The sequence below is a fragment of the Arthrobacter sp. BF1 genome (assembly GCF_056680215.1).
Window position 1 is genome coordinate 4199245 of record NZ_CM155271.1, and the last position, 24230, is coordinate 4223474.

General features: G+C 64.7%; 26 protein-coding genes. 14 read left to right on the forward strand and 12 right to left on the reverse strand.

Translation table 11 applies throughout. The features are described from left to right. The 5 genes from AC1MCD_RS19745 (at position 1) to AC1MCD_RS19765 (ending at position 5369) form a co-directional block, all read left to right on the forward strand. A complete protein-coding gene (locus AC1MCD_RS19745; RefSeq protein WP_498674531.1) occupies positions 1–1530 on the forward strand; it encodes a carboxyl transferase domain-containing protein in 1530 nt (509 codons plus the stop codon). 72 nt (positions 1531–1602) lie between these two features. Next, positions 1603–2121 (forward strand): universal stress protein, encoded by a 519-nt coding sequence (locus AC1MCD_RS19750; protein WP_498674533.1) that lies wholly within the window; start codon positions 1603–1605, stop codon positions 2119–2121. Between the two features lie 274 nt (positions 2122–2395). After that, a complete protein-coding gene (locus AC1MCD_RS19755; RefSeq protein ID WP_498674535.1) occupies positions 2396–2743 on the forward strand; it encodes a metal-sensitive transcriptional regulator in 348 nt (115 codons plus the stop codon). Between the two features lie 88 nt (positions 2744–2831). Continuing rightward, positions 2832–3062: a heavy-metal-associated domain-containing protein gene (locus AC1MCD_RS19760; RefSeq protein WP_477711842.1), complete on the forward strand. Its 231-nt coding sequence runs from the start codon at positions 2832–2834 to the stop codon at positions 3060–3062. Positions 3063–3086: 24 nt separating this feature from the next. Then, on the forward strand, positions 3087–5369 hold the full coding sequence (locus AC1MCD_RS19765; protein ID WP_498674537.1) for a heavy metal translocating P-type ATPase: 2283 nt from the start codon (positions 3087–3089) through the stop codon (positions 5367–5369). A gap of 51 nt (positions 5370–5420) precedes the next feature. Here the strand turns inward: AC1MCD_RS19765 and AC1MCD_RS19770 are convergent, their stop codons facing one another. Then, entirely contained in the window at positions 5421–5693 is a 273-nt protein-coding gene (locus AC1MCD_RS19770; protein WP_498674539.1) for a DUF2277 domain-containing protein, read from the reverse strand. 213 nt (positions 5694–5906) lie between these two features. Between AC1MCD_RS19770 and AC1MCD_RS19775 the strand changes: the two genes are divergently transcribed. Next, positions 5907–6170, forward strand: coding sequence for a WXG100 family type VII secretion target (locus AC1MCD_RS19775; RefSeq protein ID WP_190991993.1), 264 nt, complete (start codon positions 5907–5909; stop codon positions 6168–6170). A gap of 120 nt (positions 6171–6290) precedes the next feature. Here the strand turns inward: AC1MCD_RS19775 and AC1MCD_RS19780 are convergent, their stop codons facing one another. Beyond that, positions 6291–7292, reverse strand: a complete 1002-nt coding sequence (locus AC1MCD_RS19780; RefSeq protein WP_498674542.1) for an EamA family transporter — start codon at positions 7290–7292, stop codon at positions 6291–6293. Between the two features lie 71 nt (positions 7293–7363). Between AC1MCD_RS19780 and AC1MCD_RS19785 the strand changes: the two genes are divergently transcribed. Next, the gene (locus AC1MCD_RS19785) at positions 7364–7924 is read left to right on the forward strand and encodes a CGNR zinc finger domain-containing protein (RefSeq protein ID WP_498674544.1); all 561 of its coding nucleotides are present in this window, start codon (positions 7364–7366) and stop codon (positions 7922–7924) included. A gap of 25 nt (positions 7925–7949) precedes the next feature. On the opposite strand, the gene AC1MCD_RS19790 is transcribed toward AC1MCD_RS19785, so the two are convergent. The 3 genes from AC1MCD_RS19790 to AC1MCD_RS19800 all read right to left on the reverse strand — a co-directional run bounded on the left by AC1MCD_RS19790 (position 7950) and on the right by AC1MCD_RS19800 (position 10396). Further along, on the reverse strand, positions 7950–8321 hold the full coding sequence (locus AC1MCD_RS19790) for a hypothetical protein (protein WP_498674545.1): 372 nt from the start codon (positions 8319–8321) through the stop codon (positions 7950–7952). A gap of 106 nt (positions 8322–8427) precedes the next feature. After that, on the reverse strand, positions 8428–9018 hold the full coding sequence (locus AC1MCD_RS19795) for a hypothetical protein (protein WP_498674547.1): 591 nt from the start codon (positions 9016–9018) through the stop codon (positions 8428–8430). 25 nt (positions 9019–9043) lie between these two features. Next, on the reverse strand, positions 9044–10396 hold the full coding sequence (locus tag AC1MCD_RS19800) for an MATE family efflux transporter (RefSeq protein ID WP_498674548.1): 1353 nt from the start codon (positions 10394–10396) through the stop codon (positions 9044–9046). A 124-nt stretch (positions 10397–10520) separates the two neighbouring features. On the opposite strand from AC1MCD_RS19800, the gene AC1MCD_RS19805 reads away from it, so the two are divergent. Next, positions 10521–10955, forward strand: a complete 435-nt coding sequence (locus AC1MCD_RS19805) for a DoxX family protein (protein ID WP_498674550.1) — start codon at positions 10521–10523, stop codon at positions 10953–10955. A 231-nt stretch (positions 10956–11186) separates the two neighbouring features. Beyond that, positions 11187–12191: an acyl-CoA thioesterase gene (locus AC1MCD_RS19810; RefSeq protein ID WP_498674552.1), complete on the forward strand. Its 1005-nt coding sequence runs from the start codon at positions 11187–11189 to the stop codon at positions 12189–12191. Here AC1MCD_RS19810 and dnaB read toward each other — a convergent pair. Beyond that, entirely contained in the window at positions 12188–13573 is a 1386-nt protein-coding gene (gene dnaB / locus AC1MCD_RS19815; RefSeq protein WP_498674554.1) for a replicative DNA helicase, read from the reverse strand. The genes AC1MCD_RS19810 and dnaB overlap by 4 nt on opposite strands. A 671-nt stretch (positions 13574–14244) precedes the next feature. On the opposite strand from dnaB, the gene AC1MCD_RS19820 reads away from it, so the two are divergent. After that, on the forward strand, positions 14245–14697 hold the full coding sequence (locus AC1MCD_RS19820) for a hypothetical protein (RefSeq protein WP_498674556.1): 453 nt from the start codon (positions 14245–14247) through the stop codon (positions 14695–14697). Positions 14698–14699: 2 nt separating this feature from the next. Further along, positions 14700–15269: a hypothetical protein gene (locus AC1MCD_RS19825; RefSeq protein WP_498674558.1), complete on the forward strand. Its 570-nt coding sequence runs from the start codon at positions 14700–14702 to the stop codon at positions 15267–15269. A gap of 80 nt (positions 15270–15349) precedes the next feature. Here the strand turns inward: AC1MCD_RS19825 and AC1MCD_RS19830 are convergent, their stop codons facing one another. Next, positions 15350–15976: an FMN reductase gene (locus AC1MCD_RS19830; RefSeq protein ID WP_498678437.1), complete on the reverse strand. Its 627-nt coding sequence runs from the start codon at positions 15974–15976 to the stop codon at positions 15350–15352. Positions 15977–16067: 91 nt separating this feature from the next. Beyond that, positions 16068–16880 carry a PhzF family phenazine biosynthesis protein gene (locus tag AC1MCD_RS19835; RefSeq protein ID WP_498678439.1) on the reverse strand — a complete coding sequence of 271 codons (813 nt, stop codon included), beginning with the start codon at positions 16878–16880 and terminating at the stop codon, positions 16068–16070. Between the two features lie 112 nt (positions 16881–16992). Here AC1MCD_RS19835 and AC1MCD_RS19840 point away from each other — a divergent pair, with 112 nt between their 5' ends. Next, positions 16993–17415: a DUF1801 domain-containing protein gene (locus AC1MCD_RS19840; protein ID WP_498674560.1), complete on the forward strand. Its 423-nt coding sequence runs from the start codon at positions 16993–16995 to the stop codon at positions 17413–17415. Positions 17416–17524: 109 nt separating this feature from the next. Here AC1MCD_RS19840 and rplI read toward each other — a convergent pair whose 3' ends face one another. From rplI to rpsF, 4 genes are all read right to left on the reverse strand, one after another. Next, positions 17525–17977, reverse strand: coding sequence for a 50S ribosomal protein L9 (rplI, locus tag AC1MCD_RS19845; RefSeq protein ID WP_498674562.1), 453 nt, complete (start codon positions 17975–17977; stop codon positions 17525–17527). A gap of 17 nt (positions 17978–17994) precedes the next feature. Continuing rightward, the gene (gene rpsR, locus AC1MCD_RS19850; protein WP_003800144.1) at positions 17995–18234 is read right to left on the reverse strand and encodes a 30S ribosomal protein S18; all 240 of its coding nucleotides are present in this window, start codon (positions 18232–18234) and stop codon (positions 17995–17997) included. Between the two features lie 128 nt (positions 18235–18362). Further along, positions 18363–18941 (reverse strand): single-stranded DNA-binding protein, encoded by a 579-nt coding sequence (locus tag AC1MCD_RS19855; RefSeq protein WP_498674564.1) that lies wholly within the window; start codon positions 18939–18941, stop codon positions 18363–18365. A 73-nt stretch (positions 18942–19014) separates the two neighbouring features. Further along, positions 19015–19320 (reverse strand): 30S ribosomal protein S6, encoded by a 306-nt coding sequence (gene rpsF, locus AC1MCD_RS19860; protein WP_013602900.1) that lies wholly within the window; start codon positions 19318–19320, stop codon positions 19015–19017. Positions 19321–19785: 465 nt separating this feature from the next. Between rpsF and AC1MCD_RS19865 the strand changes: the two genes are divergently transcribed. Continuing rightward, a complete protein-coding gene (locus AC1MCD_RS19865; protein WP_498674567.1) occupies positions 19786–22473 on the forward strand; it encodes a helix-turn-helix transcriptional regulator in 2688 nt (895 codons plus the stop codon). Positions 22474–22627: 154 nt separating this feature from the next. Then, the gene (locus AC1MCD_RS19870; RefSeq protein ID WP_498674570.1) at positions 22628–24211 is read left to right on the forward strand and encodes a sugar transferase; all 1584 of its coding nucleotides are present in this window, start codon (positions 22628–22630) and stop codon (positions 24209–24211) included. The last annotated feature ends 19 nt before the right edge of the window (positions 24212–24230 follow it).

Sequence of the window (24230 nt, forward strand, 5' to 3'; positions counted from 1 at the left end):
ATGCTGACAGAGCAGAAAGCCAAGCATTTGGACGCCAGCGAACTCATCACCGCAGTGATCGATCCGGGCACGTACCGGAGCTGGGATGCCCCCGTTGTGGACCCTGACCCCGGTCCTGAGTACCGGGAGGAGTTGGCGGCCGCGCGGGCGAAAACAGGTGTGGACGAATCCGTCCTCACCGGCGAAGGCCACATCCGCGGCCGCCGGGTGGCTGTCATCGTCAGCGAGTTCCGGTTCCTCGCCGGGTCCATTGGCCTCGCCGCGGCCGAACGGATCGTTACCGCCGTTGAACGCGCCACGGCTGAAGGTCTGCCGCTATTGGCAGGCCCGGCGTCGGGCGGCACCCGCATGCAGGAAGGAACCATCGCCTTCCTGTCCATGGTGAAAATCAGCGCCGCCGTCCGCGCCCACCGACAGGCCGGGCTGCCCTATCTTGTCTACCTCCGGCACCCCACCACCGGCGGCGTCATGGCGTCCTGGGGGTCCCTCGGCCACATCACCGTGGCCGAACCCGGCGCGCTGCTGGGTTTTCTCGGCCCCCGCGTCTACGAGGCAATCAACGGCACACCCTTCCCCGGGAACGTCCAGATCGCCGAAAACCTCTTCGACAAAGGCCTCATTGACGCCGTGGTCCCGCCGTCGCAACTGTCCGACGTCGTTGACCGCGCACTCAGCATCCTGGTCACCGGCCCGCACCCGCGACCCGAACCACCGAGGACTCTTTCGGTCAAACCATCCGACGCCGGCGCCTGGGAATCCATCGGGCTTTCGCGGAACCCGAAACGGCCGGACCTGCGCCAGTTGCTCGCCTACGGCGCCAGGGATGTGCTGCCCCTCAACGGCACCGGGCAGGGCGAGAAAGACCCCGGCCTTCAGCTGGCCCTGGCCCGCTTCGGCCAGGAATCCTGCGTGGTCATCGGCCACACCCGGCCCCGGCCATCACAGCAAACTGCGATGGGGCCGGCCTCCCTTCGCGAGGCCCGCCGTGGCATGAGGCTGGCCGAGGAACTCGGGCTGCCGCTACTCACGGTCATCGACACCAGCGGCGCGGCCCTCTCCAAGGAGGCCGAGGAAGGAGGGCTCGCGGGCGAAATCGCCCGCTCCCTGCATGACCTCATCGGGCTGAACTCGCCAACCCTGTCAGTACTGATGGGCCAGGGGGCCGGCGGAGGGGCATTGGCGCTCCTGCCCGCAGACCGCACCATCGCCGCCCAGCATGCCTGGCTTTCACCGCTGCCCCCCGAGGGCGCCAGCGCCATCGTTCACCGGAACACGGACTACGCACCGTCCATGTCCGAAGCCCAGGGCGTCAACGTCGCCTCCCTCCACGCCCACGGGCTCGTCGAACACATCGTGGACGAACGCCCCGACGCGTCCCTCGAGCCGAAAGCCTTCTGCACGCGAATGGGACAGGCCATCGAATACGAGCTCGCCACCCTCGCCAACGCCGGGATCAACAGGCTGCTGCCGCAACGGCTGGCAAAGTACCGGAAGCTGGGCGGCATCCAGCCGTTGCTGCCGCAATGCTGATGCGCCCGCCGAGCAGTCCTGCAAGGCAAGGCGGGGCCTGTTCAAGGACCGCCGCCGGGCCCAAAATGGGGTATGACTCCTGAACGGTTCAGTGGCCCGCCCCCGCTCCTGGTGGGGGTCATGCCAAATCAGCATCCGGAAGTGCTGACAACGGCAGCAAAGCTTGCGGCAAGGCTGTCGGCACCTTTGCTGTGCGCGTACGTGGACGAAGCCAGCTACTTGGTGGAATGGGATCCCGGCCGTTCGGCGCACCGTCTGTCGCTCCACCCCGGACAGGACGACGAGGACATCCAGGCTGTGACCACAGGCATCAAAGCCGCCATTGAACGAACGGTGGCCAATGCCGGCACAAACGGTGTCCGCGTGGACTGGACCTTGCGCACCCTTGCGGGCGACCCGGCCCGCGCCCTCGCCCGACTCGCTGCGGAAAGCAACGTCCCCATGATCATCGTAGGCACATCCGAACGCGGCCTGTCCCACCGGATCTCCGAGATGCTCAACGGTTCGGTGGGCCTCTGGCTGACCCATCACCAGAGCAGGCCCGTGCTGGTGGTTCCCTACCGGAGGCCGGCTCACGAGGACCGTGAATAGCTCCTTGGACGCGCCCGAAGGTGCCCGTTGCGGCGCCCGAAATAATAAAGCGAAAGTAGTTATTCGAGGTGGTGGCGGATAGCCCTACCGGCTAGTAAGCTGATACAAGCAGAGAGATCCGGCCATGGGGCCGGGCAGATCTGCCCAAAAGACTGCTCCGGAGTGCGTATCCCCCAATAACGCACTCCGGAGCTTTTTTGTGGTCCAAAGCGTGTGTCCGCATACCCCCAGGGGGTACTTGTGCAGATACCCCCTTGGGGTATAGGTTGTGTTTATGGAATCACCACAGGCGCCCGACCAAGGGCATGCGGACCCCGAGCCCGCGCCGCTGCATGGCTACACCGCCAACAAAGACGCGTATCTGCGAAGGCTCAAACGCATAGAGGGCCAGGTCCGCGGCATCGCCCGGATGGTGGACGAGGACAAATACTGCATCGACATCCTCACCCAGGTTTCCGCCGTCACCAAGGCGCTCCACGCCGTGAGTCTCGGGCTCGTGGAAGAACACATCGGGCACTGCGTGGTGGGAGCTGCCGCCGAGCCAGACCCTGACCTGCGGGCGGAAGCGATTGACGTCAAGGTCAAAGAAGCGGCGGAAGCCATTGGCCGCCTTCTGCGCTGACACCACCGCCCCTAACCAGCCAACCAACCAGGGCCCGGACAGCGCGCCGACCCTATAGCCAACCCGCCCACCCTATAAAGGAGCAACCATGAGCACCGTCTCCACCACCGTCAGCGTGTCCGGCATGACCTGCGGTCACTGCATTTCCTCCGTCAGTGAAGAAATTGAGTCCCTCGCCGGAGTTGAAGGGGTCGACGTCGACCTCAACGCCGGGGGCATCTCCACCGTCACCATCACCTCCAGCCAGGAGCTGTCACCGGCCGAGATCGGCGAAGCCGTGGCCGAGGCCGGCTACCTGGTTGTCGCAAACGACGCGTAACCACCCGGATCGGCGGACCAAACCGTGAGCACTGAGCACTTACTGAACCAGGCGGGCAGCCGCGTTGTTGAACTGGACATCGAGGGCATGACGTGTGCGTCGTGCGTGAACCGCGTGGAACGGAAGCTCGGCAAGCTCGACGGCGTGGAAGCCTCCGTGAATCTCCCCCTGGAGTCCGCCCACGTCACCGTTCCGGCCGGCATCACGGACCAGCAAATTGTGGACACAGTAAACGCCACAGGCTACAAGGCCACCCTCCGCACACCTCCCGCCCGCACTCAAGACCTGCACGACCATGAAAATCACCTGGCCCACGGCGGGACGGCCGACGAGCTGAGAGCGCGGCTGATCCTCGCTGCTGTCCTGACGGTTCCGGTGTTCCTGATCTCGATGGTCCCGGCCCTGCAGTTCCCGAACTGGGGCTGGGTGGCCGGCCTGCTTGCCCTGCCGGTGGTCAGCTGGGCGGCCTGGCCCTTCCACCGCGCCGCCGCCGTCAATGCCCGCCACCTTGCATCGACCATGGACACCCTCGTCTCCATCGGCGTTGCAGCCGCGTACCTCTTCAGCGTCTGGCAGCTGGCGCTGAACCCTCGCATGACCGAACATCCGGGCATGGAGGGAATGGAGCCCGGTGGCCTGTACTTCGAAGTCGCCGCGGTGGTGACTGCCTTCCTGCTCCTGGGCCGGTTCCTCGAAGCCAACGCCAAACAGAAGGCAGGCGACGCGCTCAAGGCACTGCTGAACCTCGGCGCCAAGGACGCCACCGTCCTGCGCAACGGCTCCGAGCATAAGCTCCCCGCTGATCAGCTCCGCGTGGGAGACATCGTGGTTGTCCGTCCCGGCGATAAAATCGCCACCGACGGTGTGGTGATCGAAGGAAGCTCCGCCGTCGACGCTTCCCTGCTGACCGGCGAGTCCGTCCCCGTGGAGGTGGGGCCGGAAAGCAGAGTCACCGGCGCCACCATCAACACCTCTGGCCGCCTGCTGGTCCGGGCTAGCAGGGTGGGTTCGGAAACCACGCTTGCCCAGATGGCGCGGCTGGTGTCCCTGGCGCAGACCGGCAAGGCCCCCATTGCGCGGCTGGCTGACCGGATCAGCGGCGTTTTTGTTCCTGTGGTGCTGGTCATCGCAGTGCTCACCTTCGGGCTGTGGCTCCTCTTCAGCGGCCCGGCGATTGAACCTGGCGAGCTTCGGGCCGCGTTCACCGCCGCCGTCACGGTCCTGGTGATTGCCTGCCCCTGCGCACTCGGGCTCGCCACGCCGGTGGGCCTGCTTACCGGAACCGGACGCGGAGCCCAGCTGGGCATCCTGATCAAGGGCCCGCAGGTCCTCGAGGACACGCGAACAGTGGACACCATCCTGCTCGACAAAACCGGCACTGTCACCAGCGGAAAACTCGCCGTGGACCACGCCCTGGCATTCGACGGCCACCAACGCAGTGACGTGCTGCGGCTCGCCGGTGCAGTCGAGGCCGCCTCGGAACACCCCATCGCCAACGCCATCGCTGCTGCCGCCCAACAGGAGCAAGCCAAGCACGACGGCGGGAGGCTTCCCGCCGTCGAACACTTCCGTTCCGCACCGGGTGGCGGAGTCTCCGGAACCGTGGAAGGGCGCGCCATCCTTGCCGGCCGCACCGGCTGGCTGGTGGAGAATAACGTCACGATCTCCCAACTTCAGAAGGAAACGCTGGCCGCCGCGGAAGCGGGCGGTGCCACGGCCATCTGGGTTGCGGTGGACAGCATACCCGCCGGCATCATCAGCCTGCGGGACACCATTAAGCCGGGGTCGGCGGCAGCCATCGAACGGCTGAAGAAGCTGGGACTGCGGCCAATCCTGCTGACCGGGGACAACGCTGCAGTGGCCGCACAGGTGGCCGCCGCCGTCGGGATTCCCGCCAAAGATGTTTACGCCGGCGTGCTGCCGGCCGGAAAAGTCGAGGCGGTAAAGAAGCTGCAGGCTGGCGGTGCCACCGTGGCCATGGCCGGCGACGGTGTGAACGACGCCGCCGCGCTGGCACAGGCCGATCTCGGCATCGCCATGGGCTCAGGCACGGACGTGGCCATTGAAGCAGCGGATCTCACCGTTATGGGCGATGACCTTGGCCAGGTGGCCCAGGCGATCGAACTCTCCCGGCGGACTCTGGCCACCATCAAAACCAACCTGTTCTGGGCGTTCTTCTACAACGCCATCGGCATTCCGGTGGCAGCCCTGGGTCTCCTGAACCCGATGTTAGCGGGTGCTGCGATGGCCGCGAGTTCGGTCCTGGTGGTGACCAACTCGCTCCGGTTGCGCAGCTTCGGCAAATAGGCTGCGCCGGGCCGAACAAGGTCCGCTCAGGCCGTGCGGAACAAGGTCCGCTTAGGCCGTGCCGAAGCGGACGGCGGCCCGGGCCCGGGCCTTGGCCGCCTCCTCGTCGCGGTCCTTGGCGGGCGCATGCGTCACCAGCGAATCGAGCAGGTGCTGCGTGATGTGCGCGATCTCGTGCACTGCGGCTTCGAAGGCATCCTCATTGGATTTGGATGGCTTGGTGCTCCCGCTGATCTTGCGTACGTACTGCAGGGCGGCGGCGTGCACTTCCTCGGAGGTGGCGTGCGGTTCGTAGTTGTGGAGGGTTCGGATGTTCCGGCACATACGGCCATGCTAGGCTCTGGAGCGCCTGGAATCGACCCCTTGTCCCGTATTGTCCGAAGGTCCACGCTCAGGGGCAGTGGTGCATGGGCAGCGGTGCCCATCGACGGGTTCCCGGGGCCGGGATAGGTTTGGGGCAATGGATCTTCCGGATGAGCCGGGGGCCGCTGGGGATGCCGATCTGGATCGGATCCAACTACTTATGAGGAGAAACTGATGGCTATTTGGGGCGCAGATGTAGAGCAGCTCAGGACTCTTGGCACGAAGCTGCAGGCCGGTGCTTCGGAGATCGAGCAGCAGCGGAGCAACCTCACCCGCCTGCTGGACAGCACAGTCTGGGAGGGCCCGGACGCGAAGCACTTCCGCAGCGAATGGTCCGGCACCCACACCAGTGCCCTGAACCAGGTCATTCAGGCGCTGAAGGATGCCGGTCAGAAGGCTACGCGGAACGCCAGCGAGCAGGACCAGGCTTCACGCTAGGCCAGCCTTGATTGACCGAGGGCCCGGACATATTGTCCGGGCCCTCGGGCGTTAATGGCGTGGCCGCTAGCGGCACCGCACCACAGTTGACGAAGAGGCACTCCGTCAATACCGCGGCACTCAGGGAACCGGCTCGACGTCGTTAGCGTGCTCCAGCGGCGCGGCCACGCCGACGGGAACCGAAGCACCGGAGCGAAGCTCATCCAGCCGCACCAGGACTACGCCGGCAACAATAAACACGCCGCCCAGAAGCTGAATGGTGCCGGGCAGCTCACCCAGAAGCAGCCAGGCCCAGACCACGGCGAACAGCACCTCGGTCAGCGAGACGAAGGACGCCACCTTGGAGCCCAGCGCGCGGGCAGCCATGATGCCGGAAACGTAGGCAAGAACAGTCGCCAATATGACCAGCCCGGCCAAGGCAGCCCACCATGGCGCAATCCAGGGGCCGAGCCTGGTATCCGCAGTACTGAACGCCATGGGAAGCAGACCCGTGGCCGCGGCCAGCCACATCACGGCCGCACCCACCAACAGTCCGGCGGATGCCAAGACGATGGGCGGCAGCGAATCGTTCTCCTTCGCCGTGATGAAGAAGTAGATGGCCAGGCACACCGCTGCGGCCAGCCCCCAAAGGACCCCAACGACGTCGATCTTGACTGCACCGGTGAGGTCAAGCACCAGCACCAGGCCTGCGAGGGACAGCACGGTTCCGCCGATAGTGGAGGCCCGCGGCCGCTTGCGGCTGGCTGCCCAGAGCCACAGCACAATGAGGACCGGGGCGAGGTACTCAAGCAGCAGCGCCACCCCCACAGAGAGGCGTGCCACGGCGTTGAAGTAGAAGAGTTGGCAGGCGGCCACTCCGATCAGGCCGAAAAGGGCGATGGTGACCCAGTTGTTCCTGAGCTGGTGCCACCGTCCCCGCAAGGCAAGGACCGCCGGAATGGCCAGGATCACCGCGGCGCCCGTCAGGCGGGCGGTTACGGCTGCCCCGGGTGACCAGCCGGACTCCAGCAGGGCTTTGGCAAATGAGCCGGACAATCCGAAGACGGCCGAGGAAAACAACGCGATCCCGAGGCCGGAGCCAAGAAATCCACGTGCAGTTGCGGGGTTGAGGGCGGCAGACACCGGCGCCTCCTGTCAGGAGTAAAGTGGGGTTATGGTCCTGACATTACGCCCGGATTCAGTAAGGAGTCAAGATGGTCTTTGCCCCTGACACCGAAGTTGCCCTGCGCACGGTGGTCAACCTGATCAACACGGCGGCGAACGGACGCGAATCCTTGGCCACGGTGGCCGACCTTGACCACTTCCTTGACGCGGAGCGGTTCAGCGGCTCCCGCACCCGCAATGGCGCGGAAGTGGCGAGCGTACATGAGCTGCGCGGTCGGCTGACTGCGCTGTGGACTGCGGACGAGGACACGGCGGTGGCTGGCGTCAACCGGATGCTGCGCGAGGCCAACGCGCTGCCCCAGCTGATCAAGCACGACGGCTGGGACTGGCATCTGCACGCAACTACCGGAGAGGCCCCCTTGGCCGACAGGATGGGGACGGAGGCCGCCATGGCGCTGGTGGACGTCATCCGCAGCAAGGAGATGGACCGCCTGCTGGTCTGTGCGGCAGACGACTGCGATGCCGTAGTGCTGGACCTGAGTCGCAATCGGTCCAAGAGGTACTGCGACACGGGGAACTGCGCCAATCGGGCCCACGTTGCGGCCTACCGGTCAAGGCAGGCGACAGCGGGCCGCACCGCGGCGGGTTAAGTGTGGCGGCGGGAGTTTTGGGAGGCTAGGAGCGGCTGGTACCCGGCCCATCGGCGTCGGGCGTTTCCGAAGAGGTGCCCGCCTGTCCCTGACTGTTGCCGCCGAACCCGTGCGAAGGCTTCTTGGCCGAGCTGAGGTTGACGCCGGAGCCCTTGCCCAGGTGTTCGGCGTTTTCCTTGTAGCTCATGGACAGCATGGCCGCTATCACCAACGTGACAATGAAAGCGATGCCCGCGCCGGTGAAGGCAAGATCGAACCGCGGGGACTTGGCGCTTCCGCCGGACGCAAAAATCAACACCGACACGAAGGCGAGGACGGCCCAGAACGCGGAAAACATCAGCGGCCCCTTCACCGAGGTCCGCAGCTTGCGCGGTTTGCCTGGTTGCTGGTCTGCCACGATATTTCCTCCTACAGCCACGCCGGATCGGCCTGCTGGTTTCGAATGTATTGAGTGTCCCCGCCCGGCATAATTTCTACGCCGGGTAGAACGGACTGCTTCTAGTTTACGGCTTCGGGGAGGCGCCTCGGGCATCGTGCCTCAGAGTCAGTCCGGACAGGACCCACAACACGCCCGAGATGATGGCACCGCCACCGGCGACACCCAGCAGGGCGTGGGCGCCCAGGCTGATGAAGAAGGGGAGAGCCGATGCAGTGCCGAGACCGATGATGCCGGAGGCGATCCAGTCGCGGGCGAGCACGTGCCGCGTGCGGTAGCGGATACCGCAATAGAGCTCGACAGCTCCGGCCACGCCGAGCCCCAGGGCCGCGACCACGCCGAAGACCCTGTCTCCGTGCAGCAGTACCAATGCAGCGCCCGCCCCGGTCAGGGCAGCCCCTGCGGCGGAGAGGACCTTGCCGGGCATCCGGTCCCGCGTGTAGCCCGTCTTCGGGATCCCCCAGAGCATCAGCAGGCCGGTGGCCAGCAGGTACAGCCCGCCCGCCCAGCCCATGACCTGGACCGAGGGTGACGGCCAGAAAACGGTCAGCGCACCGAAAACCAGCGCGGCCAGGGCACGGAGCAGTACCGGCTTCCACAGGTCAGCCTGCTGGGCGGTGTCTGCGGCTGTGTCTGCACGGATCAGTGGTTGGTTCACCGGTCCAGTTTAGTGGGCGCGGGTCCTATGGCGAACCCAGCACCATCCAGCGGTCCGACCGCGCGCGAAGGCCCAGCGTCACGGCCCGGGCGGCCATGTAGCCGACGGCAAAAGCCGCCCACAACCATGCGAGCCTTGCCTGCGCGGATCCGCCGGCTACAGCCACGGCCACCAGCATCGGGGCATAGACGGCGAGGTTCGCAACCCCCGCCAGCGCCAGGTACTTGGCGTCGCCCGCTCCGATCAGGACGCCGTCCAGGACAAAAACGTAGCCGGCGATGGGCTGACCGGCCGCAAGGATCCACAAGGCGTACATCAGGGCGGACTGGACGCCGGCGTCAGAGGTGAACAGCGCTCCTGCCCACGGTGCAGCGACGGCCAGCAGCGCCCCGGTTATAACGCCGAATCCGGTGCCCCAGCGAATCATCGTGTGTGTCAGCCGGCGCGCGTTCGCCGGGTTTGAAGCGCCCAGTTCCTTGCCGATCAGGGCCTGCGCGGCGATCGCGAGGGCATCGAGGGCAAAAGCGAGGAAGGAGAAAATGGTCATGGCCAGCTGGTGTGCCGCGAGGTTGACGGCACCCTGGCCCGTGACTACAAAGACCGTGGCCAGGATGGCGACGCGCAGGCTCAGCGTGCGGAGCATCAGCCAGGACCCAACGCGGGTCATTGCCCGGATGCCGCGCCAGTCGGGCATCAGACTGACCCCATGCCTGGCCGCATTCCGCTGGACCATCACCAGGTAAACGGCAGCCATGGCCCACTGCGCCGCACTGGTGCCGATCGCCGAGCCGGCTACCGACCAGCCGAGGCCGTAGACCAGCCACAGATTCAGCAGGATGTTCAGGGCAAACCCGGCCGTGGCCACCACCAACGGAGTCCTGGTGTCCTGAAGCCCACGGAGGACGCCCGTCCCGGCAAAGATCAGCAACATCGCCACCAGGCCGGGCATGGACCAGCGCAGGTAGTCCACGGCGAAGGTCCGAACGTCGCCGTCCGCCCCCATCAGCGTTACCAGCGGTTCGGCGGCCCAAAACCCAGCCACCGCCAAGACAATACCCAGCAGCAAAGCCAGCCAGACGCCGTCGCGCCCCGCTGCCAGGGCCTTGGCCAACTGGCCGTGGCCCATTGCCCGGGCCACGGCAGGGGTAGTGGAGTAGGCGAGGAAGATCATCAGGCCGACGGCGGTGTGCAGCACCGCGGAGGCAAGCCCCACTCCAGCCAACTGGGCAACACCCAAATGTCCCACGATGGCCGAATCGGCGAGCAGGAAGAGCGGCTCGGCGATCAGCGCACCAAACGCGGGGACCGCAAGCCGCAGAATCTCCCGGGCGGGGCTGGCGGGGCGCACCACGGCAGCAACGGAGGATTGGTTCGGCACACTGCCAGCTTAACGGCGGGCCTGGTATTGGCGCTGGGCTTCCGTGACGCCCCGAGTCATGACAAAGAACACAAAATCCCCAAATTGGTTGACACTTCAACCAATCGTACGGGACACTCGAATCATGAACCAGTCACGCCTGACCACCACCGCCCTGACCATCCTGCGCGTCGCCCTTGGCTTCCTCTTCGCCGCCCACGGCTTCCAGAAGTTCAACGAGTGGACCATCGCCGGAACCCAAGCCGCCTTTGCACAGATGGGCGTTCCCGCAGCCAACCTGACCGCACCCTTGGTCGCAGGCCTCGAACTGGCCGGTGGCATCGCCCTCATCCTGGGCGTACTCACCCGCGTTGTTGCGGCCCTGCTCGCACTGGACATGGTCGGCGCGCTCATCCTGGTGCACGCCGCCGCAGGCGTTTACGCCGACAAGGGCGGGTACGAACTCGTACTGCTCCTGGGTGCCGCCGCCTTGGCCCTGGCCCTCACCGGCGCCGGCCGCATTTCAGTGGACCGCGCACTGTTCGGCCGCATGAACAACAAACTGGCAGTCCTCGCCTAAAACACCCCAAGCATTCCCCCCGCATTCCCCCACCAGCATCTCCATTCCCGCACTCCCCCCACCCCCCGACGCTCTCTCACTTAATGTGGGTTTTCCCGACACGCTCTCTCACTTTCTTCAGGAAAGTGAGAGAGCGTGTCGTATTTAAGCCCATTAAGTGAGAGAGCGTTCCGGCTGGGATGGATGCGTCACAAGTGGGGCGGAGGGGGCGCACGCTCTAATGTGGGCAGCATGACTGAGACCGCGGCAAATTCCGTCACCCTGCGCTTCCTGGCAGCCCCCACTGACGTGGGCCACAGCGGTTCAGTTGATGCCGGCACCGTCCTCGAATGGGTGGACAAGGCCGCCTACGCCGCCGCGGTGGGTTGGGCCAAGTCATACTGCGTCACGGCCTACGTGGGGAACATTCATTTTGCGGACCCAGTGAACAGCGGCGACATGGTGGAGGTGGAAGCCACCATCGTGTACACCGGCCGTTCCTCCATGCACATCCGCACGGTGGTTTCATCGGGCGATCCCAAGGGTGGCCGAGCCACAATGCGCAGCCAGTGCATGGTGATCTTCGTGGCGGTGGGCGACGACGGCAAGCCCATCCCCGTCAAGCAGTTCGAACCGGTGACACCAGCGGAAATTGAAGAGCGCGACCACGCCTTGGCGCGGGTCAGGATCCGCGAACAGATCGTTGAAGCCATGAACGCCCAGGAATACACCGACGCCGGAACCGCGGAACGTGTGACGCTGCGGTTCATGGCAGCCCCCACGGATGTGAACTGGGGAGGCAAGGTCCACGGCGGCATCGTGATGAAGTGGATCGATGAAGCCGCCTACGTCTGCGCCTCGCGCTATTGCGGGAAGGACACGGTAGCGGTGTTCTCCGGCGGCGTCCGCTTCTACCGGCCGCTGCTGATCGGGCACGTGGTGGAAGTCGAAGCCAGGCTGGTCTACACGGGGACGAAAGGTATGCACATCGCCGTACACGTCCGCTCGGGAGATCCCAAGGGCGGCGAACTCAACCTCACCACCTATTGCCTCACCGTGATGGTGGCGCGCGACGCCGACGGCAACTCAGTGCCCGTTCCACCGTGGGTGCCGGTGACGGACGAGGACAAACGCCTGCACGCCCATGCGCGTGAACTGCTGGAGATCCGCGGGACGGCGCCGGGAAACCGGCTGCCCAACCACCTGCTGCAGCAGCAGCAGGGCCAAGGCGCCGGTTCCGGGCAGAACCAGGCCTAGAAGCCGCCTCCGCCGCCAGCATCCGCCGCCATGTTGGCGAAGCGGGAATAGTGGCCCTGGAAGGCAACCACAATATCCTTGGTGGGACCGTTACGGTGCTTGGCGATCAGGATGTCAGCCTCGCCGGCGCGGGGTGACTCCTTGTCATAGACGTCTTCGCGGTGCAGCAGGATCACCATGTCGGCGTCCTGCTCGATGGAGCCTGATTCACGGAGGTCCGAGACCATGGGCCGCTTGTCCTGGCGCTGCTCGGAACCACGGTTGAGCTGTGACAAGGCAATGACCGGCACCTGGAGCTCCTTGGCCAGGAGTTTGAGCGCACGGGAGAACTCAGAGACTTCCTGCTGGCGTGATTCCACTTTCTTGCCCGAGCTCATGAGCTGAAGGTAGTCCAGGATCACCAGTTTGAGGTCGTGCTGCTGCTTGAGGCGGCGGCATTTTGCCCTGATTTCCATCAGCGACATGTTGGGGCTGTCATCAATGAACAGCGGGGCATCGTTCATCCGGCCCATGGTGGTGGCGATCTTGGACCACTGCTCGTCCTTGATGGTGCCCTTGCGCAGGTCTTGGAGGCCGATGGTCGCTTCGGCGGACAGGAGACGCATGGCGATCTCGTTCCGGCCCATTTCGAGCGAGAACATCACCGTGGCCAGGTTGTTCTTGATGGCTGCCGACCGGGCGAAGTCCAGGGCGAACGTGGACTTACCGACCGCGGGGCGGGCGGCGATGACGATCATCTGGCCCGGGTGCAGGCCGTGGGTGAGCTCATCCAGCTCGTAGAATCCCGTGGGCACACCGGTCATTCCTTCGCCGCGGTGTCCGGAGGCCTCGATCTCGTCAACCGTGGATTCCATGACGTCCTTGAGGACAACGTAGTCCTCGGCGGTGCGGCGTTCAGCGACGGCGTAGACCTCGGCCTGCGCCTGGTTGACCAGGTCCTCCACCTCGCCGTCCGAACCGTAGCCCAGTTGGACGATCTTAGTGCCCGCATTGACCAGCCTGCGAAGGACGGCGCGCTCGGCCACAATCTCGGCGTAGTATCCGGCGTTGGCGGCCGTAGGGACAGTCTGAATGAGCTCGTGCAGGTAGGCGGGTCCGCCGATTCGGTTGATCTCTGCGCGCTTGGTCAGTTCGTCCGAGACAGTCACGGCGTCGGCAGGCTCGCCCCGGCCGTAAAGATCGATGATCGCTTCATAAATGGTCTCGTGCGCGGGCCTGTAGAAGTCCTGGCCGCGGAGGATTTCCACTACGTCAGCAATGGCATCCTTGGACAGCATCATGCCGCCAAGCACGGACTGTTCTGCCGGGATGTCCTGGGGAGGCTTGCGGCTCGTTTCCGATCCGCGGGTACCCTCGATCGAGTCCAGGTGCGTTACTGACAAAGCTGCCGTCCTCCGTTGTGTGCCGCGATCAGCGGCACGTAAGCCATTTATCCTGCCGTGGGCCGTCCTGTTGAAGCTCAACAGGACGGCTTACATTCAGGTCTACCAGCGGCCACTGACAACGTAGGCCGCCCCGCTCCAGGTGGACTCGGCGGCCGGGCGCGCGGGAGTTATCCCCACAATCCACAGGTTATCCACAGAGTGCTCAGCCCCCGAAAAGGAAAGCCCGGATCAGTGGCGCCACCTGCCGGCGACGCTTTCCATCGCTCCCAAATACAGGTATCCCGCAACGGTAGCCGCCCCCGCTCCAGCCTCCAAGCCAGCCGTCGTCGCAGCCTGTGGATAACCTGTGCACTACGGGGCATAGCTTGTGCACAGCCTGTGCATGAGCCTGTGGAAACAAAAAATCTTTATCGCGCATTGCCTCCCTGACCTGCACAAACATTGATCAGCGCATGTGGACTAAATATTCTTTTGCGAAACCTTCATCCACAGCTTGGACCCCGGCGAGGTTGAAAATTGGACGGTTCTGTGGGTCAGCGAGCGGGGATTGATGTCGCCTTGGTGATGAAACTTACAGTTCGCCCAAATTTTTGACCGCAGGGTAGATCCGCTGTATGCAGCCGTAGGAATGTGCTGTGGATAACGGCCATCTGGCATAAGCTCTAAGCATGGGCGACATACTGATGGTGTTACTGCCGGCCGGAATCCTGGTGGCAGTCCTATGGACGCTCACAACGGCGCTGAGGCCGCGCGACGCCGGGACCTCCGATGCCGAGAAGTATCAGCAGGACCTCGCCAGGCGTTCGGCTGCCCACTACGCCGAGCAAGTGCGGTTGGCAACTGCCGTGCGCGCCCGGCTCGAAGCGAATACGCGCCCCAGCCAGAACGAACAGCAGCAGTCGCAGCAAGAGGATCACGCCCGCGCCGCACTGCTGTCCCACTCCGGGGCAGGCGCCGCAGCCCACGGCCATTCGCTGCCTGGCGGCCTGTTCGATCCGCAGCTTGCCATGCAGCTCCAGACGATGGTTCGCGATGGGCACAAGATCCAGGCCATCAAGCTCCTGCGCCAAGCAACCCACACCGACCTGGCCACCGCCAAGAAGTACATAGATCGGCTTTAGAAATGGAATCGCTCGTGATCCCCGTTATTATCCTTGCGGTTGTGGCCGCCGGCGTTGCACTGGCAGCCCGCGCAATCGGCAAGAGGCAGGCGTCCGCCAGGGAGCCCGGTACCGTCCCGGCACCGGACGCGTCCGAGTTGGCCCGGCAGGCCGCCGCCAAGCTTAACGAAGAGCAGCACCAGAGGCTGTATGCGCTGATTGCACAGGGGCAGGCGATGGCGGCCATCAAGTTCTACTACGAGTCCACAGGGGATGGCCTGCGGGCCTCCCGGGACGCCGTAGGGGCCCTGGCCGCGCATCCCCAGCCCTACCGAGGTCCGCAGCCCCAGGCTGCGGACCTCGAGGCCGACGACGACACACCCCAGCGATTCCCGTACCGCTACCGCGCCATTGCCAGCAAGGGCGACGTCACACGGGAGGTCAGCAGCAACATGCTCAACGATGAAATCTACGGGCGGATCCGCACGCTGGCCCGCAGCGGCGACATCGAGGGCGCGGCAACGGCGCTCACCAAGCACTCCGACATTTCCCTGAAGCAGGCCCGCGAATTCATCGCCCTCCTGGACGATTAGACGCCGGACAGGCCGCCACTTTCCTTCTCGTGGCTGCCGTGAATTCGGCCACGGAGACCAATCGCGCGGAGGCGCGGCTGCTACCTTCCGCCCGAGATGCCCGCCAGCAGCTGCTCAAACGGCAGGGTTTCCGCCACCGCCGGCTTCCTGCCCGGCTGCGCACCCTTCAGGAGTGCGGCGAACTCCGACGCCGCCCGCTGCACCCGGTCGGAGAGGGGCGAGGCGCCGTCGTCGGTGTTTCCCCAATCCTGGGGGCCGGCGAATACTGCCGTGGCGGTCATTCGGGTCCGAAGGTAGCTGAACAGTGGCCGCATGGCGTACTCCAGAACCATCTGGTGCCTGTCGGTGCCGCCGGTAGCGCCCGGCAGAACTGCCTTACCCTCCAGGGATTTGGGGTCCAGGACGTCGATAAAGGATTTGAACAGGCCGCTGTAGGACGCGCTGAACACAGGGCTCACCGCGATGATGCCATCCGAGGCCTCCACGCCGGCGATGACGTCGGCAAGGCGGGGAGCCGCGTAGCCGGTGACGAAGTTGTTCGCGATGTCCACCGCGAAGTCGCGGAGCTCAACGACGTCCACCGTCACCTGGTAGCCCGCATCCGTTAGCTCGTGCTCTGCGGCGGCAGCGAGCTGGTCAGCGAGCAGCCGGCTCGAGGACGGCACGCCCAGGCCGGCGGACAGTACAGTGATGCGGCGGGTTTCCACCATGGACTCCTCAGGTTCGGTACAAAACAACGCTACATGTGTTTGCATGTATCAAGGTAACTGGAGGGGTCCCCCGTTTATTCCGCCCTGGCTAGAGCAGTACCGTTCCACTGATGCGCGCGGCGGAACTCCCGCCCACCCAGATGTCGCCGCCCTCAGCGTCCACATGGATCCGACCTGTCCGGCCCAGTGCCGTACCCTGCGCGGCCACGTACGACGACGGTGCGCGGCCACTGCCGATCAGCCATTGCGCGGCGCCGGCGTTGAAGCTGCCCGTGACGGGGTCCTCGGCTGCAGCGTCACCGGGGATGAAGGTGCGCACTTCGAAGTCCGCCTCCGCGTCCGCGGCGTGGGGTCCGATCACCCCAACTTTCAGGTCACCCAGTGCCGCGAAGTCCGGCCTGATTCCCAGCACCTGCCCGGCGGACGCCAGGAGCACACCAGTCCATTCGGGGCCGTTGACCAACCAGGCGCCGTCCAGCAGCTCGCGGCGGGGCAGGCGGAGGCCCTCCGCGATTTGTGCCATGTCCGTCTCGGCCACCGGGCCGGAGCGCGTCAGCGGCGGCGCAGCGAACGCCAAACGACCGGCGTCGCGCTTCACGCGGACCAGGCCTGCCCCGCATTCCTGGACCAGCACGCCGTCCTGCTTTGGTATGCCGCCGGCGTCCAGCCATGCCTGCGCGGATCCCAGGGTGGGATGCCCGGCAAAAGGGAACTCCTCGTGGGCGGTGAAGATGCGGACCCGGTAGTCGGCTTCGGGATGTGTGGGCGGCAGCAGGAATGCGGTCTCTGAGAGATTGGTCCAGTTGGCGAACTGCTGCATCTGCTCTGTGGAGAGGTCCGCGGCCTCAACAACCACCGCGAGCGGATTGCCCCGGTACGGTTCGTCCGTGAAAACGTCCATTTGGGTGAACGGACGACGGCGGGGCGCGGGGGAACGGTTCTGGCTCACCGCCGCAGGCTATCACCCGGAGCGGCGTGCCTGACAAGTGAACGGGCTCTGCCAGACTTCCGTCATGGCTGAGAACAAGACCCAGGTAACCGGCGCGTCAGTGGACGAATTCCTTGCAGCAGTGGAACATCCGGTCCGGCACCGGGACGGCCTGCGGCTGCTCGAAATGATGAAGGAGATCACCGGCGAAGAGGCCGAAATGTGGGGACCGACCATCGTGGGTTTCGGGCAGTACCACTACAAATACGGGAGCGGCAGGGAAGGCGATGCAGCCGCCGTGGGCTTCTCGCCCCGGAAGTCCAGCCTCTCGCTTTACGGGCTGACCTACGGGCCGGAGGCCGCTGAACTGCTAGCCCGGCTCGGAAAACACAAGACCGGCGCGGGCTGCCTTTACGTGAACAAGCTCGAGGACGTGGACGAGGGGGTGCTGGCCGAACTGATCAGGGCCGGCTACGGACACGTGACCACAGTCCTCCACAGCCCCTGACATCCCGGTCCCTGACAAGGCAACACGGGGTCGAAGACACAGAAAACCCCCGCTGCCAGTGACGGCAACGGGGGTTTTCGTGCAGTTCAGGACCGCATAGCCGTAATGACTACTTGCCTGCTACTACGTTGAGTTCAATCACAGCGGCAACGTCAGCGTGGAGGCGGACGTTGGCCTGGTAGGAACCAACCGACTTGATGTGTGCCGGCAGTTCAACCTTGCGCTTGTCGATCTTGCCAAGGCCAGCGGCCTCAACAGCGTCGGCGACGTCGGCCTGCTTGACGGTGCCGAACAGGCGTCCGGTCTCGCCAGCCTTGACGACGAGCTTGACCGGCTTGGAGGAGAGTGCAGCGGCCTGCTTCTGAGCATCTTCCAAGGAAGCGTGCTCGCGGGCCGCGCGGGCAGCCTTGATGGACTCAACCTGCTTCTCGCCACCCTTCGACCAGGTCAGGGCGAAGTTGCGGGGCAGCAGGTAGTTACGTGCGTAACCGTCCTTGACCTCGACAACGTCGCCAGCGGCACCGAGACCGGTTACTTCGTGGGTCAGAATGAGCTTTGCCATGTTAGTCAGTCCCTTCCTTAGCCGCGGCCAGCGCCGGAGTAGGGCAGCAGTGCAACTTCGCGGGCGTTCTTGATTGCCTGGGCGATTTTGCGCTGTTCCTGCACCGTGACGCCAGTGACGCGACGGGCGCGGATCTTTCCGCGGTCGGAGATGAACTTGCGCAGCAATGCTACGTCCTTGTAGTCGATGACAGTGATGTCAGCAGCCTTCAAGGGGTTGGACTTTGGTTTGGGCTTACGGAGTTCAGCCTTAGCCATCGTGGAGCTCCTATTCTATGGAGCCCGTGGATGTTGATCCACGGGATGGTGGTGGTCCGACGGCGGCAGTCGCGTCAGGTGCCTTGTGGCACTTTCGGCGGTCCCGGCGTCGGGCCTAAATGATTGGTTTAGAAGGGAGGTTCGGAATCGGGGCCGTTGCCCCAGCCGCCGCCTGCGTTGGATACACCGGGCGTTGCCCAGGGATCCTCCTGTGCAGCCTGCTGGTTGCCGCCACCGAAGCCGCCGGAGTTGCCGCCCTGGTTTCCACCAGAGTTGCCCCCTCCGAAGCCACCGCCGCTGTTGCCGCCGCCGAAGCCACCCTGACCACCCTGACCGCCGGAGCGCTGGGTGCGGTTGACCTTGGCGTTGGCGTAGCGCAGGCTCGGGCCGATTTCATCGACTTCGAGCTCAATAACGGTGCGCTTTTCGCCTTCTTTTGTTTCGTAGGAACGGCTCTTCAAACGGCCGGAAACGATCACGCGCATGCCCTTGGTCAGGGACTCGGCGACGTTCTCAGCCGCTTCACGCCACACCGCAGCGCGGAGGAACAGGGTTTCCCCGTCCTTCCACTCATTGGACTGGCGGTCAAAGGTGCGTGGGGTGGAAGCGATGGTGAAGTTCGCTACTGCCGAACCTGACGGTGTGAACCGCAATTCCGGGTCATTGGTGAGATTACCGATGACCGTAATGGTGGTTTCGCCTGCCATCTACTGCCTCCTTGTTCGATCCTGGGTGAAGAATTCGATCCTGCGGGGTGAAGAATGAAAATCGGAGCTGAAATTACTCAGCAACGACCTTCTGCTCTTCGGGGCGGGTGATCTTGGTGCGCATGATGGTCTCGTTAAGAGACAGCTGGCGGTCAAGTTCCTTGGCGGTTTCCGGCTTGGCGGTGAAGTTCACCACGGCGTAGATTCCTTCGGACTTCTTCTTGATTTCGTAAGCCAGTCGACGACGGCCCCAGATGTCAACCTTTTCGATGGTTCCACCATCGTTGGTGATGACGTTCAGGAACTTCTGAAGCGACGGCTCAACGGTACGCTCTTCGACCTCGGGGTCGATGATTACCATCAATTCGTAAGGACGCATATGTGAACCCACCTCCTTTGGGCTAAGCGGTTACGGCATTTCCGTAACAGGAGGTTCATTTGCGATGCCGTGCGGGCCCGGCCAACGGAACGGAGGCAGGGCACAGCACAGACTTCAATATCTTAGTGCATTTGGAACGGATAGGCGATTTCGCACTTGACTCAAGGGCTTGACTCAAGGCTAGGCGCCCCTGAACCCGGAGCGTAAGCCGGAGTGCCGCTATGTGGAAAACCCTGCACCGTGGGGTGCGGGCTGCAGGCCATATGAGTAGGCCTAGGTAGAGTACCTAGTTCGATTATCCCGACGAATACTGTGGTGCGTCCGAGTCTTCGCGGGCTAAGTTGCATCCATCGGCTGGGTAACCGTGAAGTTGGGCCCGCACAGTCAAGCAGCTGGCTGGACGGGCTTTGTCGCAAGTGAAGTGCAGAGTAGCTGCAGGTCTCCTTCTTAATGATTGGGGACTTCATGTCGTTAATTGGCCGAAACAAGGAGCTGGACCGGATCCTCGCGGTGATCCGGGGTCCGAAGGAATCAGCCCTCACGGTTGTAGGGCGTCGGGGAACGGGTAAGTCGGCGCTGCTGGCCGAGATTCCGCGACTTTCGGAACACCGGACCGTTTTCCTGCGGGCGAGCGCATCCGAGTCCGATTGGCCCCTCTCCGGCCTCACTGCGCTGCTAAACGGAATCGACGATCCGGTCCTAGGCCGGTTCGCCGACGAACTGCTGCGGCACTCGGCCGGCGCCATGGACGTCGCCACCGTGGCCACGATGCTTCTCAATGGGCTTCATCAGCGCTCCTCCGCACGCACCATCGTCGTCATCGACGATGCCGACCAGCTGGACCCCAGCAGCCAGGCTGTCATCGGGTTCCTCGCCCGGCGCCTGGCCGGAACAGACATAGCGCTCTTCGCCAGTGTCCGGGATGAGGCGCCGGACAGCCCGTTCGGCAGCCTCCCTGCCCTGCATCTGAAGGCCCTGAACTACAACGACACTGTCCGGATGCTGGAGTCGATTCCTGCGCGGCAGACTGCGACGACGGCGGTCCACGCTGTAGCCGCGGCAACCCAGGGAAACCCGCTGGCCGCCGTCGAGCTTTACACGTGCCTATTGGAACGCCACGCCGAAGGGAAGTATGCGCTCCCCATTCCCCTGCCCTGCAAAGGAAGCTTTGAATCGGAGTTCGCCGCGACGGTGGGGGCACTCACTCCGGCTGCCCGGCAAGCCCTTGACCTGATGTCGCTGTCCTGCCGAAGCGACATTGCCACCCTGGAAAAGGTGCACAGCGAGCTGTGGACCGGCATGGACGAACTGTTGGCGAACGGCATGGTGCACAGGTCCGGTCCGCACCTGCGCATTCAGGACCAGCTCCTGCGAGGGTATGTTTTCGCCGCCATGACGCCGTCGGTCCGCACCGCCGCGCACCGTGCCCTGGCGGAGGCTGCCGGCGAGAGCGACCCGTACGCCCGCAGGTGGCACCTGAGCTTCAGCGCGCTGGAACGCCAAACTCCTTTCGGACTCCTCCGGTTCGCAGTCGACCTGATCCGTGCCGGTGAAGTGGCCTTCGCCGTGGAGTACATCGAGCGCGCGCTGACGATCAATCCCTGGGAAGCCGAGACGGCGGCGCGGCTCACCACCGTGGCCGAGCTGCTGTTCAACAGGGGGGAATTCGTCTACGCCAAGCGATACCTGGACTGGGCGCGAAGGGTGACCCGCAACCCGGCCCTTATTCTTCGGCTGACGGGGCTCGCCTTTGGAATCCAGTTCATTCAGGGCGCCGCTGTGCGATCGAGCATGGTGCTGCGCCTGGTCAAGGAGTTCGGCCAGCATGACCCCGCTTACGCGGCCACTCTGCTGTCCGTCAGTTCGCTCCATTACGCCGAGCGGTGGGAGCTGGACGACGCTGTCAGTCTGCTCCACCACGCCGAAGGGTTCCGGGAGGCCGCCTCCACGGACTGCCTCGCAGTGGCCGACCGCGCCAAACTCCTGATCGAGGCAATCAGGGGAAACACGGAGCGTCACGGCCGCACGCACGACGGCGGCGGCACAGTGGCCAGCCTGTTGGTGCAGGGCCGCGCTCTGACCTATGCCGAGCACCACGAACTTGCCCGGGAAGCTTTCGCTATGGTGCGAAGTTCTGTGGGAGCCAGCAACATCAACTGGCGCGAGACGGCAGCATACCTCGCTGTGGACAACGAGATCCGGGCGGGGAACGTTCGAATGGCCATCCGCCTCATCGAGGACCTTGAACTCACCGAGCCCGAGACCAAATACCATCGCGGGATGCGGCACATCTTCCGGGTGTGGCGGGCACACTCGCTGGGTGATGAGGCACTGGCACAGCTCTATGTTGCTGATGCCCACCATTTCTCCGGGGCGGACAGCCACCCTGCCATCACTGCCCAGCTGGCTGCCTGCCAAGGTCACTTCGCGCTGATGCGCGGCAACCTGGCTGAGTCCTGCGCCCAACTGTCCCGCGCCGCAGAGATTGGCACGAGGTTCGCCAATCCCACACTGCTCCGCTGCGAAGCGGATCTCGTGGAGGTTCTGATCCGGCTGGGGCGGCACCGCGAAGCCACCCAGGCCCTCTACCGGCTTGAGAGCCGCGCTGTCGGGCTGAGGTCCCCTTGGTTGCTGATGGCTGTAGCCCGCAGCCGCGCGATGCTCGCGGACGGCGAGCAGTCGCTTCAACTGTTTAACCAGGCGCTGGAGAGCCGGAATGGCCACGATTCGCTGCTGGAACGTGCCCGGACATTGCTGTGCTACGCGGAGCGGCTGGGCGCCCTGGGCCGGCTGCGGGATGCCAGGGACGGGCTGTTGCGCGCAAAGGTGATGTTCGACGAAGCCGGGGCCGACGCCTGGACGCAGCACGTTGATTCGCTCCTGCTTGACGAACGGGCGGAGCCGGCGCGCGCGCCTCGCAACCCGGCCTTGCTGATGCTCGCCGACCACGAACGTGCCCTGGCGCAGATGGTGGCCCGCGGCATGCGCAACAAGGAAATCGCTGCCACACTGTTCGTCTCCATCCGGACCGTGGAGGTGCGCCTTACGGCCATCTACCGCAAGCTCGGAGTGGAGTCGCGGGCGCAGCTGACGGCTCTGGCCGCTGCCAAAGAGGCCGCCTCCCGGGAACCATACGTCTTGCCCGTCGTCTAGGTTTTTCTGCCCCCTGTGCAGGTACCCGCAGTTTCCGCAGTGTTACCTTCCTGCACCCACATACCCCCCGCTTTTCCCGGGAACAACCGCCGGTCCCGGGCTAATTTTGCATCACGGTCAGAGCAAACAACGCACACTTCGGGAAGGGGTCATCATGGTGGAAATTCCAGTCGCCCCGACCCGGCGAGCAGGTTTTGACTGGCCCGTTGCCTCCGCTGCTGCACAGCGGAATGCAACAGCGCGGTTGGCGGCGGCAGAAACCGCAGGAACCCGGCTTCTGCTGCCGCCAATTGCCGTCCCGGTATCGCCTGGCCGCAAAGCGGGCGCCGCGTGGATCTCCACGCACATCAACCTCCTCCGGGCAACCGACACGCTCGTGGTTGCGGGCGCCGTGTGGGTCGGCGACCTCCTGTCCAGCGTGGGATTTGTTCCTGGGATTGAAAGTGCCAAGGGCGGCTTCCTTACTGCCGCCACCGTCATGTTGCTGTGGCTCATGGCGCTGGAGATCTACCGGACGCGGGACTCTAAAGTCCTCGGCGTCGGGGCTGACGAGTACAAGCGGGTCGCCTCGGCGAGCCTGCGGATCTTCGGGCTGATGGCTATCGCCGCCGTCCTCTTTTCCGTTCATGGCGGAACTGCCTTCCTTACGGTCTCCCTGCCGCTTGGGCTGATAGCCCTGACCGGAAACCGCTGGGCGTTCCGACGCCGGCTGACCCAGGAAAAAGCCCGCGGCCGCCACCTCTCCAGGGCCGTCGTCGTGGGTGAACCGGAGGACGTCCGCTACGTGGTGCAACAGGTGGCCAAGAAGTCAGGTCCGGTCTACAAGATTCTGGGAGTCTGCCTTCCCGGTGCCCGGCGCGGGGGAAAGCTGCGCGTCGACGGCTGGCAAATTCCTGTCCTTTCCTCCACTGATGACATCGCCCGGACAGTGCGTCTGTCGGACGCGGATTCGGTTATCGTGGCTGGCCCGCTGCCAGGCGGCAACAGATTCATCCGTGAGCTCGGCTGGAAGCTGGAGGAATGCGGCGCGGAAATGGTCCTTGCGGCCACGCTGACAAACGTTGCGGGTCCCCGCATCCATTGGCGGCCGGTGGAAGGCCTGCCCCTGATGCACGTGGACATTCCGCAGTACTCGGGTGCAAAGCATGTGCTCAAGCGGGCGGTGGATGTGGCGATGGCGCTCGGTGCCCTCCTGGCGCTGTCGCCACTGCTTCTGGTGCTGGCCATAATCGTCCGGGTGGACAGCCCCGGGCCGGTACTTTTCCGCCAGGACAGGGTGGGCAAGGACGGCCATCCGTTCGGAATGTTCAAGTTCCGGTCAATGGTGGTGGACGCCGAAGCCCGCCTGGCGGCACTGGACCAACGCAATGAAGGCGCCGGCCTGCTGTTCAAGCTCCGTGATGACCCCCGGGTCACGCGCTGCGGCCGCTGGATGCGCAAGTACTCGCTCGATGAGCTCCCCCAGCTCTGGAATGTTGTTCTCGGCAACATGAGCATGGTGGGACCGCGCCCGCCACTGGACCGCGAAGTCAGCGGCTACGAACACCACACGCACCGGCGACTGCTCATTAAGCCGGGCATCACCGGCCTCTGGCAGATCAACGGCCGCTCAGATCTTGCTTGGGAAGAGGCAGTGCGGCTGGACCTCTATTACGTCGAGAACTGGTCCATCGCCGGCGACCTGCTCATCTTGTGGCGGACTTTCCGCGCAGTCATCAAGCCCTCCGGCGCCTATTAAAAACCTCTCCCTGGAAAGG